The sequence below is a fragment of the Pseudomonas sp. MYb327 genome (assembly GCF_040438925.1).
Classification (GTDB): Bacteria; Pseudomonadota; Gammaproteobacteria; order Pseudomonadales; family Pseudomonadaceae; genus Aquipseudomonas.
In genome coordinates this window covers 1,845,792-1,862,375 of the sequence record NZ_CP159258.1, presented here as the reverse complement: position 1 = coordinate 1,862,375, position 16,584 = coordinate 1,845,792, and the positions used below count along the sequence as shown (strand labels likewise).

Here is a 16,584-nt window from a genome sequence, read left to right as displayed (position 1 = left end):
GGATCTCAGCTCTTCATGCGAATCATCATGTTGAGCATTTTTTCCACCTTCGCGCCGTAGGGCGGCAGCATCATGTTGATCGCCCGGATCGGGCCCTGATACAGCACCGGGCGCATCTTGGAAAACGTCTGGAAACCTTCATAGCCATGGTAGTGCCCCATGCCGCTATTACCGATGCCCCCGAACGGCAGGCTGTGAACACTGACATGCAACAGGCTGTCGTTAATGGTCACACCACCGGAGAGCGTGTTGTAGATGTACCAGTCCGCCAGGCTGCGCTCGTTGGTATACGCATAGAACGCCAGCGGGCGCGGACGCTCATTGATGTAGGCGGTCACTTCCTCGCGGGTGCGGTAGGTTTTGATAGGCAGGATCGGGCCAAAGATCTCGCGCTGCATCAGGTCCATGTCTTCAGTCGGATTGAGCACGATGGTCGGCGCCATGATTCGGCGGCTCGCATCGGGCGACTGCGACTCGATCAGATTGACCAGCGTCGCGCCCTTGGCCTTGGCGTCGTCCAACGCAGCGTGCAAGCGGTCATAAGCGCGCTGATCGATCACTGCGGTGTAGTCGCCGCCATTGATGTCGGGGTAGTGCTTGGCGCAATAGGCCTTTGCCGCTTCGACAAACGCGTTCACCTTGCCTTCAGGCAAGAACAGGTAATCCACGTTGGTGCAGATTTGCCCGGCGTTGAACGTCTTGGCCCACAGAATGCGCTGCGCAGCCTTGTCGATCGGGTAGTCCGGGGCGACTACAGCTGGCGACTTGCCACCGAGTTCAAGCGTAACAGGCGTCAGATTCTGCGCGGCATTGGCCATGACCGCTTTACCGGTGGCTGGTGAGCCGGTGAAGAAAACATGATCGAACTCTAATGCGGTAAACGCTGGGCCACGACCACCGCCGTCCTCAAAAAAAGCTAATTTGCCTGTAGGGAAATAACGCGGCGTCAGTGTCTTCAGCAAACCCGCCAGATGGTTTGAGTTCTCTGACATCTTCACCATGGCGCTGTTACCCGCAGCAAAAATGCTCGTCAGCGGGTGAAATGCCATGGCGATCGGGAAGTTCCAGGGCACGACAACACCCACTACACCTATCGGCTGCGGAATTAGCCGGGCCCGCGCTAGCGGTAGTTGCATCGGATCAACGTGGCGCTTCTGCGGCTTCATCCACTTCTTCACCCGCTTGATGGTGTCTTGCAGGCCATCGAGTGTGACAGCGATCTCGGCGAAGGTCGTTTCAAAGCGCGAACGGCAGCCGTAATCCTTATTGACCGCCTCGATGAGCGCTTCACGATTATCGGCCACCAGGCGCACCAACGCTTTGAGGTCAGTTACGCGCTGTACAGCGTCTGGGTAGCGGTTGTTTCGAAAATGGGCCTGCTGACTTTCCAGGCATTGAAGAAACTCAACCGGGATTTCGGCTTTAGCGTTCATAGGTGTGTCACTCGATGTGTTTGCACAGATGCAGCCTGCCTGTGAGAAGTACCTGCAGCGGAAACCCCGTCCCGGCGATTGGGAGGCTGGCGACGCAAGCGCATAACGATTTCTGAATGGGGGTGGCTCCGGAATTCGGGGCGCTCACCCACGTGCATGACCCGCTAATGCAGGGATTGCGGCTAAAGAATATATAAGTTTACGCCTGTAAATTTGACTATTGACGAATCAATACTTGACTATTTACGAGCACCCTATTCAGCACTCAGGGCTCTTCAGATAGAAATCTGACGACCCCGCCTGGGTTACCAAATACAGCGATAAAAGAATTGGATTTTCCGCTCTTCGAGACGGGCTGGCCTGGCAATTCCGAGTTCAACCTTGGCTCAATGGGTTGGCGTTACTGGCGTGCAGTTGCAGCCTCTGGTCGATGCGCTGCGCGACATAGTGCTCGGGCAGCTGATCATCCACGCCGATGAAACACCGGTGCAAATGCTCGCTCCGGGCTCAAAGAAAACCCATCGCTCTTATGTATGGGCCTACGCCACCAGCCAATTCTGCGAAACAGCGGCAGTCGTTTACGACTTCAGCCCCGGCCGCGCCGGTGAGCATTCTCGCAACGTCCTGCAAGGCTGGAAGGGCAAGCTGGTCTGCGATGATTTTGGTGGTTACAAAACCAGCTTCGAACTCGGTGTGACCGAGATCGGGTGCATGGCCCATGCGCGGCGCAAGTTCTTCGAACTGCATGCCACCAACAAGAGCATGCTCGCCGAGCAAGCCCTGCGCTACATTCAGTTGCTGTACGAAATCGAAAGTGAAGTCCCCGACCTGGAACCGGATTTACGCCGTCGAATACGGCAAGAAAAGATGCCCGGACTCATAAGCTGCGCATGCCTTGAACCGGTCACCAAAGACACACCATGGCACAGCCAGCATGTTGTGAAGCTGAGTTATGGCGGGACAGCCGCGGCCGCACATCTTGAGATCTACCACCTGCGTTGCCCAAGGGATGTGTAATTCGCCAATGTTTACGATGTAAAACCGGGTGCCCAATGGTGCCTTAGCAGAGGCTTAAGCCGTGTGCTGGGAAACTCGCATGTCCGGGGGATGCGGGCAAACGCGTCTGACGACCCGACAATTAGATCCGGCCGTGACCGTTTGGCCGTTCAAACTGCCCACTACCACCTATACTGCCGAAGCCGTGTCATCGAGGTGGAGACAAGTCGTTTCAGCTAGCTTCGGCCTTGCGTGCGCTGTCGCATGACAATGATGCTTGTGCAGTAAACCCAACCACTCTCAAACGGAAAGAGAACGTCGCATGAACATGAACAGTTTTTTGTTCGGAGCCACCACTTTACTGTTCGCCACTGTGGCCAGTGCTGATATTCCGCAGCTCAACTACGAGTGCCCGACCAATATCGCCGTGCATGCGGATAAGGGCGGGCCAGTGTTCATCAATGGCAAGGAGGCCAAACTGAAGAAATTCAACGACAACGCCTATGAAGCCAAGGGCTCTGGCGTGGCGATTTCCCTCACGCGCAATCCAGATGAATCATGGGACGTATCCTATACCGGTAAAGGCGGGGCTAACGGGGTTTGCCAGCTAGCGACATCGGGCGCTGTGAGTGCCAATAGCACCAGTGGCACATCTGCCACCAGCAAGGCGGAGAAGGCCTGCCTGGCCGAGGTGGCGAAGAAAACCGGCGTGGCCGTCAGCAAACTTTCGGTGACCGACGTCATGACCGCCGAAGCAGGAATTGGCGTGACGATCAGCGTACCTGAGGCGGACGCTCCTTGGTCGTGCCTGTCCAGTGCCAGTGGCAAAGTCCAGGGTGCAAGTTACACCGGGTCTGAAGGCAACCTCTGATGCATCTAAGCGCCCCTTGCGTGCGCGGCCAGCAGACCCAAAGGGCTTGGCCCGGCCGATCGCGCAACTGTTGAAACCGGTGGTCGGTGAGGCGCTAAACAAATGCCGGCAAACCCTGGCGATGGTCGACCCGAGCGCCCATCACTACGACGGCCGTTCTGTCACGGTAGGCATGTCGGATGATTTCGAGATCGCCTACGGTCGGCGCCTTATCGAAGAAATTGCCCGCCGCGCGCCGAAACTGCGGCTGATCTTTCGTCAGACCCATAGCCAGATCGTCGCCCAGGTGTTGATGGAGCGCAGCATTGACCTGGCGATTACCGCCGGCGGGTTTGCCGAACGCTTGCTCAGCCGTCAGGTGCTGGGGGAAGGAGATTATTTGTGTCTGGTCGATCCGCTCAGTCTGACCGAGGGCCAGCAGGCCATCGGCCTTGAGGAGTTCGTCGCCCGCGAACACATTCTGGTGTCGTCGGGCGGTTTCATCGGCATTACCGACGAAGGTTTGGCGGCGTTGGGCTTGAGTCGGTGGGTCTGTGCCTCGACCACTCACTTTGCAGCGCTGCCGCATTTGCTTAAGGGCAGTGACGCCGTGGCGACCATTCCGGCGCACGCGGCCCGCAGCATCGCGGCACTCAGCGGCCTGGCCCTACTGCCCTGCCCTCTGGCGTTGCCGCGATACCCGATCGAACTGGGTTGGCGCACCAGCACCCAGCTCGATCCGGTGGTGTTGAAAGTACGTGAGGCGATTGTGGCGTGTTTTACCTAAACTCTACTTGTTGGCCGCCATCAAGCGATTGACTTCACTGCGCACCATGTTCGAGAACTCCGGCGGCGACATGCCATCCAGCTCGGCCCGGACCCACTCCGCCCATTTGCCTTTGCGCTTGGCGCGTTCGCCGAACAAGCGTGCAGCCTCGCCCTTGGCTTTGCCCAGGTTGTTTTGCCAGAGTTCGAACAGACGGGATTTCTCGTCTTCAAGCGCAGCGCGCTCGGCAAGGGGTTTGTCGGCCAGATTGAAGCTCATGGGAATTTCCTGCTGCGTAAAATAGGCGACATCTTACACTGTAGGACGAATCGTCCTGCTCTGGATTTCTCCTGATTTGGGTCGACGCACGAAATCGCTGCAACTTTTTCAAGTGCAGCGGACTCCATTGTTCACTGTCCACTTAATTGCAAGGAGTATTTCAATGGCCCGTAGAACCGCCGCACAGGCTGCCGAAGATCAAATCAAGGACCAAGCCTTCAGCGAATTGCAGGCTCTGATCGAAGAGTCGGAAAAACTGCTCAAAAGTAGCGCTTCACTGGTCGGGGAAGAAGCAGAGACGCTTCGTGGACAAATCTCCCTGAAACTCCAGCAAGCCCGGGATTCGGTGACCAGTGTCCGTGATCGCACCAAACCGGCGGTCGAAGCCACTGAAACCTTTATCGGCGGGCATCCTTGGCAAACCGTGGCGGTCTCGGCCGGTTTCGGGCTGGTGGTCGGCTTGTTGCTGGCACGCCGCTGATTACAACGCAACATTTGTAGGAGTCGGCTTGCTGGCGATGGCGTCCTCAAGAATGCCATCGCCAGCAAGCCGGCTCCTACAGTAAGAGAATTGTCTGCAAGAGTCAGAGCCCCGCCAATTCCCGCAGATCCGCCAGCGTCTGCTCATCGAGCGCAATGCCATTGCTTTGCGACTTGGCGCGCTGATGGTGACGTCGGTCACCCGGCAACCGTTTTAACCCCACACCATGCATCTGCCGCACCAGCTCCTGGCTGCGCTCGGCAAAGCTCTGGCCAGCGGCTTTGCTCGGATCGATCACAATCAGCAGTTGGCCGGTCCACGGCGTCTTCGCTCCAGGGTGATTTTTCCAGTCGAACTCGAAGGAAAAATTCCCGCCGGTCAACGCCGCCGCCAACAGTTCCACCATCATCGACAGCGCCGAGCCCTTGTGCCCGCCGAATGGCAACAAGGCGCCCCCTTCGAGAATCGCTTTCGGGTCCTGGGTCGGCTGACCGAGGCCATCCACGCCCATGCCCGTGGACAAGCGCTCACCCTTGCGTGCGGCAATCTGCACATCGCCGTGGGCAATGGCGCTGGTGGCCAGGTCGAAAACGATCGGCTCGCCGTCGGCCCGAGGCGCAGCGAACGCAATCGGGTTGGTACCGAACAACGGCCGATCGGCGCCATGGGGCACCACGCACGTCATGCTGTTGACCACGCTGAGCGCCACCAACCCTTCATAGGCGAAAGGCTCGACGTCCGGCCACAACGCCGCGAAGTGGTGCGAGTTACGGATCGCCAGTACCGCGATGCCCGCACTGCGGGCCTTTTCTACCAGCAACGAACGGGCAGCGGCGAGGGCTGGCTGCGCAAAACCGTTCTGAGCATCGACCCGGACAAATCCCGAAGCCACATCCTCGACCACCGGCACAGCCTGGCCATTGACCCAGCCGCTCTTGAGCGTCGACACATAACCGGGAATACGAAACACACCATGGCTATGGGCACCATCGCGTTCGGCGCCAGCGCAGTTTTCAGCCAGCACCCGAGCGACGTCGGCCGAGGTGCCGTGACGCAGGAATATCTTCTCAAGCAATGCCGTCAGCTCAGCGAGGGACAGGGTTTGCGAGACAACAGTAGACACAGAATCGTGTGGGGCAGACATCTGAAGCTCCAGACTAATTATTGGAGGGGGCAACAGCGTATGTAGAGCGCCGATTAACAACGCGCGGCGCGTGAACTGTCAACGTTTAGATGAGCCTGCGCACCGGCCAATGCCATGCGGCTGTCAAAAACACCCATCGAATGGTGGTAACTATCTACCACCTCCGACCCTGCGGCGATTTTTAGTCTTGAGGCTCAATCCACCAGCGCACTCATCTGCGCCCCCGATAGAGACTCGACGATGCCCACACACCCACTGTTTCTCCATGAGGCCTTGCAGTCGCCCGGTCTCTGGAATGACCTTGGCAAAACCCACGGGCTGACGCAAAAGGATTTCGAATGGCTCGTTCATGTGGAACTCGCCACCCAGACTTTGCGTGGCCAACAAACCCCGGCGATGCTCGCAGAACGTATCCTGTTCAATACCCAAGGGCTGCAAAACATTCCCCTCGCTGGCAGCTTCGTGTTGAGTCCCACCCCGGAAACCAATGGGGTCATCGTCTACACCCCATACGGCGGCATTCAGAAGTTCTACAGTCGCACGGCCTTGACTGAACAGCTTGTACAAAGGCTGAACGATGCGAACGAAGACGATGCTTTGTTAGCCTTCATGTCGCTGGCCGACCGCAAGGTCCTGGCAGCCAGCGAACGTGTTCGGGTGACCTATCAGGACATCGAGGGCGACGTGGTCGAGGATCAGAGCGCTGCGATCACGCACAACCAGCAACTGAACGATCAGGCCATGCTCAAGGAACTGCTGGAGCTGCCGACTCTCGACTCGCTGCTCAATACCCTTCTGGATGATCTGCTGCAGCCGTCCTTTCCAGGCTTGGATCAAAGCAAAACTCAAGTCAATTTCTATACCGAAGTACCCATTGAAAATGCCAGCCAGGAGAATGAACCGACACGGCGCTGGCACAGTTCGATGTACCTGGGCGAAGCGATTCTGCGCCACTACCGGCATCAACGCTGGCCCAGCGGGCAGCTCCATGAGTTTTCTCATCCGAAAAGAAAGCCACAAAGCACTGACCAGCAGCATTGGGAAAGCGCAGTCCACTCTGTTTCCAGCAAACTGGTCACCTTGCTGTTCAGTACGCTGGAGCGCTATTGGAATGCCGCTGCCGTTGATGGTGCTTCGCGTCGCGCGTTTTTCAGCCGGGCGATCCGTGAAAAGGCGCGAGCAGATCTACTGCTCAAACGCGAGGCCGGCATCATCAGCCCCGAACAAAGCGACGCCTTGCACGCAATGATTCAACCGACGGCGACCGGTTCCAGGCGTCCGACGCTGGAAACCGTGCGCCTGTGGCAACAACAGGCCAATTATGTCGAGTTGGCGGGATCAGTCATGATCAGCCACACCAATGCCTACCTCTACACCCCGACTCAGGGGCTACAGGTGTTGAAGGACTATCAGGATCTCAAGGCCACGTTGCTGAGCAAATTCGACGCTGCCGGTCACGAGGATGAACTCTATGGCCTGTTAACCCTGCAGGAGCGAGTCAACTTCCTCGGTTTCCGCCAGCCGCACGTTTCCGGGGAAGTGATTTCCGGCCCGATCTTCGATGTGTTGCTCGAGGCCATTATCACGAAACAACGGCAAAACATTGAATATGCCCTACAGGTTTTTCGTCACAGCGACGGCATCGTGAATATCCACGCCCTGTTCGACAAGGCGCTGGACATACGCACCATGGTCAGCGACCGATTACTGACATTCGATACCCATGGGCGCTGGAGTACGCGGCCCGTCCTGGCAGGCGATCAACAGCCCTCGATAGTGCGGGCAGACACCGCCGCGGCCTACGTGAAAACATTCAGCGAGATCGACGCCCTGCTCAGCGCGGATTTCGCCGCTCAACCGCTCTCCACCCTCGCGCTGCAACAAGTCTACCTGGAGCGGATGAAGCCCCAACTGGGCCACTCGCTGTCCGTTGGAATTCGCGGGGAAGCCAGCCTGCGGGTGCTCGAGGGGACCTTGCGGCGTGCCGATCAGGCCATCATCGATACGGCACTGAATCCGGATCGTCCGGATCTCAGAAGCCGCCTTGCGCTGAATGGGTTTCGGCCTGACACCTGGTCACTGGTCCTTGAAGCTCCCGGACAGCGAGAGGTGCTGCCCTTGGCCAACTGCCTGTTGCTGACCGAGCGTGGCGGCCTCGACTACCAACATTCGGGGCGGGCCATTTTGTGGACTCCCGCAACCGGGATCGAAGTCTTTGACTCGGTCAGCAGCGTAACGGAGTCCCTGAAGCGTCGTTTGCTCGATAGTCGAAGGTGTCTGGAATTACTGGAAAACCTCAGCCCTGGGCGACGCAACCTCCACCAGCGCTATTCTCTCGGCTCGTTTGAACTGATAGAAAGCAATGTCCTGCTACGACTTGCGCAATTGTCCATCGAGCACTTTCTGGCCGCTTGCGAGCTCGTTCGATCGAGCTCGCTGGAAAAAGCCAAACAAGACACGGCGCTCATTGACCTGGCGAACATGGGTATCGACACCAACTTGCGCAGGGCCACGCAAATCTCCAGGGCAATATCCCGCCAGCAATCCCTGCCCGCCTGGCTCGGCATGGCCCGGGTTGAAGAGCAGCAACTGCACATCGAACTGTTGGCGCAATACCGCCACAGCGTCACCGATGACAAAGACTACCTGCACGCAATACAAACGTTGTCGGACTACACCCACGACCGATTAAAGTCATTGTTGAGCAGCCGCTTCCCCGGAGAGTCGCTCGCCCCCGACCAGATCGAAATCACCCCCAACCTGGCCTTGACCGGGCCGTCACGAACCCTGACCGAATTTGCCTTGAATCACGTCAACATTGCGCAAGGCACCGGCTTCAGAATTACGTCGGCCACCACTAAAACCCTGCCTGCGCAACTGAACGAGGAGGCCGTGCGACAGCTTTTGCAGTCGTTGCACGCCGAGCGTGATTATGCAAAATCGGTGACCAGCCAATTAACCGGTCCAGGTATTGAAGCCGCCAGCCGAAAACTGCGTTTTTTTCAGCAATTACCTTGGCAGTTGCTACAACACGCCCACGCGCTGAAGTTGCAACAACGACTTTCTTCGCATGCATTCGACCTGATCAGCCAGGTGCTGGACATGCCCGATGCCGTTGCTCGTGCGGCGGTAACGGGGGCTCATGCCATCGTTAGGCCGCTTGAGCTGCTCAAGACGGCCGGTGCCGCTGCCATCAATGCCTTGGGGCTTTACCTGATAAGCCCGGGAGCCGGGCACGCCGGGACGCACGTGTTGTATGCGCCTTACCATACGGGTCCGGTTTTCAGCGAGTTCGAGAACGAAGCCGGAGTGGTTGCCGCGATGAATACGCCCGGAGCGCTCCAGGATCTGGTGGTTCGCCGCTTGCCTCAAGATCAGCAGTCGGTGTTCAGAAACCTGTTCAGCACCAGCATTGGCCAACTGAGCGAAATCACCCTGGCGTCTTCGCCCATCGGCGGCAACCTGCTCAGCCAGTTGTACAGCGATAATGCCCGTCTCCTGGAGCAGATGCTCGGCAGTCGCACCGATACCGCGGGCCAGTCCGATTGGGAAGCCGCCAAGCACCTGTTCAGCTCAGGCATCAAACTGTTTTCCGGCCTGTTGCCGGGCAAACTCGCCTTTGTGCAGTTTTTGTGGAAAAGCTTCAAAGACTTCGAAGACTCCGCCGAAGCGTTGCAGGATCACCACTGGAAACGGGCCCTGGAGAGTTTCATTGCCGGTACGGTGCAGATGGTCTCTCTAGGGCGCTTGTCGCTGGAGGAAGAACTCGTGACGTCGCCGGAAGCGACCGACACTGCACCGCAAGTGAAACCGGTGATGGAACCAAAATGGTCCCAACTGAAGCCGACAGCGCCGGCACGTACGTCATTACAGCCTTTTGAAACACCGACCGTCGCCTTGAAAGACCTGAGTAAAGACAACAACGATGGCACTTACCTCGATCCAGTCAGTAAACAGCGCTACGCCCCGATTGCAGGGAAGGTCTATCCCGTAGACAAGCCCGGCGCGGTGTGGCAAATCCGCAACGCCAATCAGGACGGGCCTTCTCTCGCGACCACGTCGGCACGGCAAATGGTGATCGACCCCGACGTGCATACTGTGCACTACGGAAAAGCCCTGTCAAAAATGCACAACCAGCATGTGACCAGCCACGAAGTCAGTCGGGTACTGAACATCGAAGCACGCGGGATGCAGGAAATTCGCGCCCATCATCCGGAAAAAGCCCGCCAGATCGTGCAGGCCATCGACATGGCTCGCTATTACGCCTTCAACAGCCTGCACAATCTGGCGCAGCAAAGACGCCTGATACCCGGAACTCGAATGGACGGATTTCTCAAACGTTTTTTTGATGTCCGCAGTGTCGAAGCGGGCCTGATCGAAAAAATCAAACAAGCCATCGTGCCTGTCTGTACGGCGCTGGTTGACCCGGATGAAGACTTGATGAACAGCCAGCGGTTTGTCGTCGGTTCGAACAAAGATGCCCATGCAAATTTGATCGCTTTTGTCGTGGATCAGGACTCCAGAAAAAATGTGCATTTCACCGAAAGGTTCTTCGATCAACAGCTCGATTGGTACAAATCCTGTTTGACCGAACCGTTCAACGTCGACGGCCACAGCCAGGCCGCCACGCTGATCCATGAGTTCGCCCACCTTTTTTCAAAGGCCGTGGATATTGCTTCACTGGAGGCTCGACGGCCATTCAGCGACCTCGTCACGCCAATCACCGGTTATGGCCGCGCGATGAAGCAAAGCCAGGTGGATTTCCAGCGAGAGGCGTTGTCCCTGGCAACCCCACGGGAAGAGCTGTTCGCCCGCTGGCATAACTCGTTGCAATCATGGGTCAGTCTGGACGCGATTCCAGGTTCGTATCACGTTGGCAAGGAAATCCTCAAGGTCACTGACACCACAACTATGACAGCGGCGCGGGACGCCTTTTACAGTCTGGAAAACCCTGACAAAAGGATCGACATCATTCTGCGCAATGCCGATTCGATTGCGTTTTTGATCTGCGAGATGGGGCGGCAACTGGACCCGGTGCCTGCCGCGCCAACCTCCTCCGGCTGAACGTCATAAAACAATGCGCAGATTCGCGGATCTGCGCAGCGCTATCCATTCAAGCTCTTCAGGAAAAGCTGCTCACTCTCCTATTTTTCAACGTTTAAAACTAAAAAAAATACACTTTGATGGGTAATTGCCATGACAGATGTTCTCGCCACCTTCTCCCAAAGGTTAGAATGCGCGAAACCAGGATGAGTCAATGACCGACAATTCTCTCTCGCAAACCGAATTTGACGCGATTACCGATGCCGCCGCGCACTGGTGCATGCGTCTGCACGCCGAAGACTGTACCGAGCAGGAGCGCCTGGCGTTCGAACAATGGCTGGATGCTCACCCGCTTCACGCGTTCGAATATGAGGCCATGCTGGAAATCTGGGAGGTCGCCGGGGATCTGCCACGTCCGCAAACGCACGTTGTGCCAATGGTTCGGAACAAACCTCAAACACCTTGGCGCACCTTCGGCATGGCCGCCGCCGTGTGTGCACTGGCATTGCCTTTGGCAGCCTTCAGCGGCTGGAACCTGGGTTGGCTGCCCGATTCATACCAGCACTTCGAAGCGACGAACAATGTGCGCCAGGTCACCTTGAAGGACGGCACCCAGGTCGAACTGAATCTGGGCAGCGAGCTGACGTACAGCAACTACAAGGATCGGCGTCAGGTCAGCTTGAAAAAAGGTGAAGCGTTTTTCAGCGTCACTCACGACACTAGCCATCCCTTCGTCGTCAAAGCAGCCGAAGGCAAAATCCGCGTCACCGGGACCAAATTCAACGTCTGGATGTATGAAGATCAGGTGAAAGTAAACCTGATTGAAGGCTCGGTACTGGTCAGCAGCAACGATGATTTGCCGGGGGATGGCTTGAGACTCGGCCCCGCCATGCAGGCGAGCTATCGCCATGGCGATTACATTCCGCGAATCACCCAAACCTACGAAAACGACAATTCACTGGCCTGGCTCAACGGCAAACTGGTACTCGATGATCTGGCGTTGAACGATGCGCTGCCATTGATCAACCGCTACCTGGAAACCCCGTTGCTGGTTGCCGACAACAACACCGGCGCGATCCGCATCGGTGGCATCTACAACATCAAGGAACTCAATACCCTGGTGGCCACCCTGCCCAAGGTGCTGCCGGTTTACCTGACTCGCAACAAAGAAGGCAACCCGGTCCTCAACTCCATTCCGGTGCAACCCCCAAAAAGCTGAAGGCCGCGATCCTGATGGGTGCGGCCTTCATTTTTCGTTCAAACACAATTGATCTTACTGTGCGGCCACGGTGCCGGCCTTCTCATCCTGCTCGCGTATTGTTTGAGCCTGATACTGCGGATCGGACGTGATCTGCTGCTCAGTGAAAGGCAACACACTCAGCTGCTTCTTCGAAAATGCCAGCGTCTGGTCTCGGGAGTATTTAGAGGACGGGTCACTGGAGAGCGAAAACGCCAACAGGCCTTTTGCCTGCGGACCCTTCTCATCGAACGTCACCACCTGCAGATAACTGGTGCCGCTGACGACTTCGCGCCTGCCGTCGGATCTAGGCACGCTCTGAATCGCGTTGTAGACGCCCAGCGTCCCCGGTCCGCCATGAATGGGCGTTTGCTGACCGCCACTGCTGACCACCTGAATATCGCCCCAACGACTGCTTTTTTTCAGCCCTGACTTATTGACCTGCTCTGCCGAGGCGAGCATCGCCTGGCGCAGCGCGTTCGCCACTTGCGAACGCTCAACCGCCAAGCCACGCGGGGTGTGTTGCGGGTCTTGCGGATCGAATGGGACGCGCCAGACATCGGGCGTCTGTTCCAATGGCTCCATGACATTCTGGAAATGCACGAAGCCCAGACCGCTGTCCAGATTCGCCTTGCGATCCCACGCCTTCAGGCTGGCACACAGCGGCGCCAGGGTTTTCCCATCGGAACCCAAGTTATCCGCGCAGAATTGCAGCAGGTCCGGCATCACTTGCGCCGCCTGATACACCTGATCGTCCATCACCATGTGTTGCAGATCCGCCGCCGCGATCGGGCCAGCCTTGGTCAGCGAGTTTAGGCGATCCAGGGCAAAGCGCGAACGCAGGCCCAGCGGCTGGCTGTCCTGACTGATCAGCGGCGAAAAACCGGTGAGCGGCTGCGCCGGGTTGGCCATCCATGCCGAATCATTGGAGTGCTGCACAAAGTCCTTGCGCAACAGTTGCGGCAATTTGTCCGACGCATAAATGCCTTTTTGCGCGGCTTGCGGATCGATGTCCCAAGCGCAGCCGCTGTTGGAGCCATCGAGGACGATCAACTGCAAGCCAATCCGCGGGTCGCTGCACTGCGCGAGCTTCTCGGCACTGACGTTCGGCACCACCGACAAGTTCATGTACAGCGTCTGCCCCTGATCGTCCGCCGCCAGGGTGTTCACCCACGGGATGCCCTGAATGTTGTGGACCGATTCCTGAAACGCCTTGAGGCTCCCGGCCCGATTCATTGCGTACCACTGCTGCAGGACCCGATTATTTTCCAGGTTGGCGTCGCGCAAGCTGTAGGCAAACTGGTTGTCCCAATCCAGCTTTCCGGGCCATTGCACAATCGGACCGAATTCAGAGCTGTACACCACATGGGAAACGGCTTTGAGCGAACCATCTGGCTGCTTCATATCAACCGTCAGGGTTTGCTTGTGCATGGGCATGGACTTGCCGTCGAGCAGGTAACGGGTCGGGTCCTTGGGGTCCAGTTGCAAGCGATAGAGGGTGAAATGCTTGGACGAGTCCACGGTGTGGGTCCAGGCCAGATGCTGATTGAAGCCAATGTTGATCATCGGCAGGCCAGGCAATGCAGCGCCCATGACGTCCAGCTTGCCGGGAATGGTCAGGTGCATCTGATAGAAACGCATCCCGCCCAGCCACGGAAAGTGCGGATTGGCCAGCAACATGCCGCGGCCATTGAAGGAGCGGTCGCTGCCCACAGCCACCGCGTTACTGCCGCGATCGAGGGCGAAACGCTGCATGCGCCAAGCCGCCACCTGGAATGTGGCATGCTCGCCGGCGTTGCGGGTAACCGCCGCCGGTGGCGTGGCGCCTGCCAGGGCTTCGGCAAACTGCCCGACCCCGCCTTCGACCAGCAGACGCCGGGTCAGCTTGACCAGATCCATAGCGGTGATCTCCCGTACCCACTCGCCCTGGCACTGCTGCGGCAATCCCTCGGCCCGTCGTTCTACCAGCAACCGGTTGTAGCCCGCCACGTAGCCTTCAACCAGCTCACGTACTTCAGGGGATTGCGCCTGCCAGAACGCGTCGACCGCCTGCGGGGTGTTCAACCAATTGAAAAACAGATCGCTGACGCGGTTTTCGCGCTCTTCGACCGTGAACTGATCCGGGCCGAAAAACCTTGAGCGCTGACCGTTCACCGTGACGATCTCGTTGGCCAGCAAACACAGGTTATCCTGAGCGTAGGCATAGCCGATTCCGTAACCAAGCCCGCGTTCGTTTTCGGCACGAATGTGCGGCACGCCGAAACTGGTCCGACGGATATCGGCACTCGCCTGCTCCGGCTGATTGCGTGCATTCGCCGCAACACTCAGCCCCAGAAACAGACCTGCCAGGCTCATCCTGGTCAATTGGCTGGAAATAATCACACTCGCTCCTGATCGAAAAACGATGGTCACAGTTCTGCGTACTGACACGCACTGCGCATCCATTTAGGGACGAAGCACACGAAAAAAATTTAGTCATTCGGGCCGCAGTCCTGCGGCGTATGACAGGTCGGTCACGCAATGACGACGAAATTTCTACATTTAAGTCTTCATGATTTGCGTGGCTCATACGTCTTGTTACGTAAGAGCGCCCAATTTTTTCTGATCAGGCTCGGAAAAGGAGTTTTGCCATGTACAACTCGCAACTGCCAACGGACGGTAGCAACGCGCCATCGGGCCCTTCACTCAGGGTCGGTGTCTTCGACCAGCGTACCGAGCGCCACGGTAACGAGCGGATCCGCTTCCTGCTCAAGAGCTTTGGACTGCGAACCAGTCTGATTCGTCTGAAAGTCATCGACGCACTGCTGACAGCCGCCGAAAGCGACCGCAGCCTCGGCGTGCGCGGCGTGCACACTCAATTGCTGGAACTGGATATTCCCCTGTCCTTCCTGAGTGTGCGGGAAGTGTTGAAACGGCTGTGTAGCGAAGGCGTGATTGTCCTCAATCCGGACAAAAGCTACAGCCTTGACCCCCGGGCCGCTGCCGTGCTGCATCACCACTGATCAAGCCTTGGGCCTTTGCTCAGGGCTTGACCTTGCGGCGCATCACGCCATTGACGACGACCACGATCACCGCCACGCCAATGGCGATGTACTGGAACAGTTTTTCGCTGATGACGCCGGCGTTCTGCAAATACGACAGGCCAAACATGATCCCCAGTACCACCAGGGAGATCAGAATCGAGTATTTCAAACGTTGCGACTGGGTCATTAGCATTTCCTGAATGTAAGCCTGAACCTGAATAGATGGATCGATTGCCTGCCTAGCGCCTACCGATTTCCGGGGACTGGGCGTAGCAACCGGGGCTCATGTTACAGCCAGTGAAGAGATTTCGCTTCAATGAAGCGCTTACCTTGAGAAGTCGATCAGGAACAAAGCTGCGGGCTGACCCGTTCTTTAACCCGAATGGGTCAGCACAATCTGATATCACACCTTGGGATCTTCATCTTTTTCAGGCGGTGGCGGCGGTCTATTGCCACTTTTTCCGTAGATTTCAAGGTTCTGCAATACGTAAATTGCCTTTTTAAATTCGGGAATCAAGTAGTTAGCGTACTTGTTACCCTTCAAGTTATTGCTCTGGATACTGTCCAACTGCATCGCGAAGTATTCCAGCGCATTGAACTTGGCTTCCGGATCGTTCTGAATGCCGAACCGGTCAAACTTGTCGCCGGCATTTGTCAGCGTCAGCGCCGTCACCTCACTGATCAACCCACGATCTTTCAAAAATACGCTGAGATTACCCAGAGATTTGACTGTGACATTCGCCGGGTCGAAACCCTTGAGTTGCTTGTAGAGCTGGAGCTTATCCATCTTCGCTGTGTCCAGTACGATTGGATTGCTACCCACCATCGACAGCATCTGCCTGACCTTGTCGGGTTGGGACGGAGGTTTGGTCCGGCTTGCTGTATCTCGTACCAACACTCCCGCCTTTGCAGTCCAGGCACCCACATATCCGATACTCATAACCGAAGTCCTTGCGAGGCAAACATAAAAACTCATTTCTTAACCAAGTAACTTGGTATGAGTATCGTTCCGGACTTGGGCGACTCCAACACGCATTTCGTAACTTTTACAATTAACTTGCACAATAGTAAAAACACTCACAAGCCTTGTTTTATTGGCCTACAGACAATTCCTACAGTTGGCCGTCACAACTAACAGGACGCGTTACTTCTGGTTAGTTTGCCTGCGCGAGCCCCGATACCAGCGACGAACATCCAACCTGACAATTTTGTAATTTCCGCCTCATCCACCTGACAGCTTTGATCTACGATGATAGGGCTGATCCGCTTTGTATTAATTCGAAACACAACTTGAATGACCGGCAGGAAAATCTGGTCAGAATGCCTTTTTTC

11 protein-coding genes and 2 pseudogenes are annotated in these 16,584 nt (G+C 57.0%); 7 read left to right on the top strand and 6 right to left on the bottom strand.

All coding sequences use genetic code 11. The features are described from left to right. Nucleotides 1–5: 5 nt before the first annotated feature. Complete coding sequence (locus ABVN21_RS08340) at nt 6–1,433, bottom strand: coniferyl aldehyde dehydrogenase (protein WP_339555762.1); 1,428 nt, start codon at nt 1,431–1,433, stop codon at nt 6–8. Nucleotides 1,434–1,784: 351 nt separating this feature from the next. Here ABVN21_RS08340 and ABVN21_RS08335 point away from each other — a divergent pair. The 3 genes and pseudogenes from ABVN21_RS08335 to ABVN21_RS08325 form a co-directional block, all read left to right on the top strand. Further along, nucleotides 1,785–2,300: pseudogene (locus tag ABVN21_RS08335) on the top strand (IS66 family transposase); the annotation flags it as partial. Nucleotides 2,301–2,757: 457 nt separating this feature from the next. Next, nucleotides 2,758–3,039: pseudogene (locus ABVN21_RS08330) on the top strand (hypothetical protein); the annotation flags it as partial. A 307-nt stretch (nt 3,040–3,346) separates the two neighbouring features. After that, complete coding sequence (locus ABVN21_RS08325; protein ID WP_339555763.1) at nt 3,347–4,066, top strand: LysR substrate-binding domain-containing protein; 720 nt, start codon at nt 3,347–3,349, stop codon at nt 4,064–4,066. A 3-nt stretch (nt 4,067–4,069) separates the two neighbouring features. On the opposite strand, the gene ABVN21_RS08320 is transcribed toward ABVN21_RS08325, so the two are convergent. After that, complete coding sequence (locus ABVN21_RS08320) at nt 4,070–4,324, bottom strand: hypothetical protein (RefSeq protein WP_223505641.1); 255 nt, start codon at nt 4,322–4,324, stop codon at nt 4,070–4,072. 163 nt (nt 4,325–4,487) lie between these two features. Here ABVN21_RS08320 and ABVN21_RS08315 point away from each other — a divergent pair, with 163 nt between their 5' ends. After that, entirely contained in the window at nt 4,488–4,805 is a 318-nt protein-coding gene (locus ABVN21_RS08315) for a DUF883 family protein (protein WP_339555764.1), read from the top strand. 103 nt (nt 4,806–4,908) lie between these two features. Here the strand turns inward: ABVN21_RS08315 and ABVN21_RS08310 are convergent, their stop codons facing one another. Beyond that, entirely contained in the window at nt 4,909–5,949 is a 1,041-nt protein-coding gene (locus tag ABVN21_RS08310) for an Ldh family oxidoreductase (RefSeq protein WP_339555771.1), read from the bottom strand. A 240-nt stretch (nt 5,950–6,189) separates the two neighbouring features. Between ABVN21_RS08310 and ABVN21_RS08305 the strand changes: the two genes are divergently transcribed. Both ABVN21_RS08305 and ABVN21_RS08300 read left to right on the top strand, forming a co-directional pair. Further along, nucleotides 6,190–11,013, top strand: coding sequence for a DUF6543 domain-containing protein (locus ABVN21_RS08305; RefSeq protein WP_339555772.1), 4,824 nt, complete (start codon nt 6,190–6,192; stop codon nt 11,011–11,013). 193 nt (nt 11,014–11,206) lie between these two features. Beyond that, nucleotides 11,207–12,211 carry a FecR family protein gene (locus tag ABVN21_RS08300; RefSeq protein ID WP_339555773.1) on the top strand — a complete coding sequence of 335 codons (1,005 nt, stop codon included), beginning with the start codon at nt 11,207–11,209 and terminating at the stop codon, nt 12,209–12,211. Nucleotides 12,212–12,265: 54 nt separating this feature from the next. On the opposite strand, the gene ABVN21_RS08295 is transcribed toward ABVN21_RS08300, so the two are convergent. Beyond that, nucleotides 12,266–14,611 carry an acylase gene (locus tag ABVN21_RS08295; RefSeq protein WP_339555774.1) on the bottom strand — a complete coding sequence of 782 codons (2,346 nt, stop codon included), beginning with the start codon at nt 14,609–14,611 and terminating at the stop codon, nt 12,266–12,268. Between the two features lie 248 nt (nt 14,612–14,859). Between ABVN21_RS08295 and ABVN21_RS08290 the strand changes: the two genes are divergently transcribed. Beyond that, a complete protein-coding gene (locus ABVN21_RS08290; protein WP_339555775.1) occupies nt 14,860–15,231 on the top strand; it encodes a fe2+ zn2+ uptake regulation protein in 372 nt (123 codons plus the stop codon). Between the two features lie 19 nt (nt 15,232–15,250). Here the strand turns inward: ABVN21_RS08290 and ABVN21_RS08285 are convergent, their stop codons facing one another. Continuing rightward, a complete protein-coding gene (locus tag ABVN21_RS08285) occupies nt 15,251–15,439 on the bottom strand; it encodes a hypothetical protein (protein ID WP_010460665.1) in 189 nt (62 codons plus the stop codon). 216 nt (nt 15,440–15,655) lie between these two features. After that, nucleotides 15,656–16,192: a hypothetical protein gene (locus tag ABVN21_RS08280; protein ID WP_339555776.1), complete on the bottom strand. Its 537-nt coding sequence runs from the start codon at nt 16,190–16,192 to the stop codon at nt 15,656–15,658. Nucleotides 16,193–16,584: the final 392 nt, after the last annotated feature.

Bases quoted from the DNA above. Each gene is read 5' to 3' on its own strand.
- ABVN21_RS08315 (WP_339555764.1), top strand. From the start codon at position 4,488: ATGGCCCGTAGAACCGCCGCACAGGCTGCCGAAGATCAAATCAAGGAC.
- ABVN21_RS08340 (WP_339555762.1), bottom strand. From the start codon at position 1,433: ATGAACGCTAAAGCCGAAATCCCGGTTGAGTTTCTTCAATGCCTGGAA.
- ABVN21_RS08290 (WP_339555775.1), top strand. From the start codon at position 14,860: ATGTACAACTCGCAACTGCCAACGGACGGTAGCAACGCGCCATCGGGC.
- ABVN21_RS08320 (WP_223505641.1), bottom strand. From the start codon at position 4,324: ATGAGCTTCAATCTGGCCGACAAACCCCTTGCCGAGCGCGCTGCGCTT.
- ABVN21_RS08310 (WP_339555771.1), bottom strand. From the start codon at position 5,949: ATGTCTGCCCCACACGATTCTGTGTCTACTGTTGTCTCGCAAACCCTG.
- ABVN21_RS08305 (WP_339555772.1), top strand. From the start codon at position 6,190: ATGCCCACACACCCACTGTTTCTCCATGAGGCCTTGCAGTCGCCCGGT.
- ABVN21_RS08285 (WP_010460665.1), bottom strand. From the start codon at position 15,439: ATGACCCAGTCGCAACGTTTGAAATACTCGATTCTGATCTCCCTGGTG.
- ABVN21_RS08280 (WP_339555776.1), bottom strand. From the start codon at position 16,192: ATGAGTATCGGATATGTGGGTGCCTGGACTGCAAAGGCGGGAGTGTTG.
- ABVN21_RS08300 (WP_339555773.1), top strand. From the start codon at position 11,207: ATGACCGACAATTCTCTCTCGCAAACCGAATTTGACGCGATTACCGAT.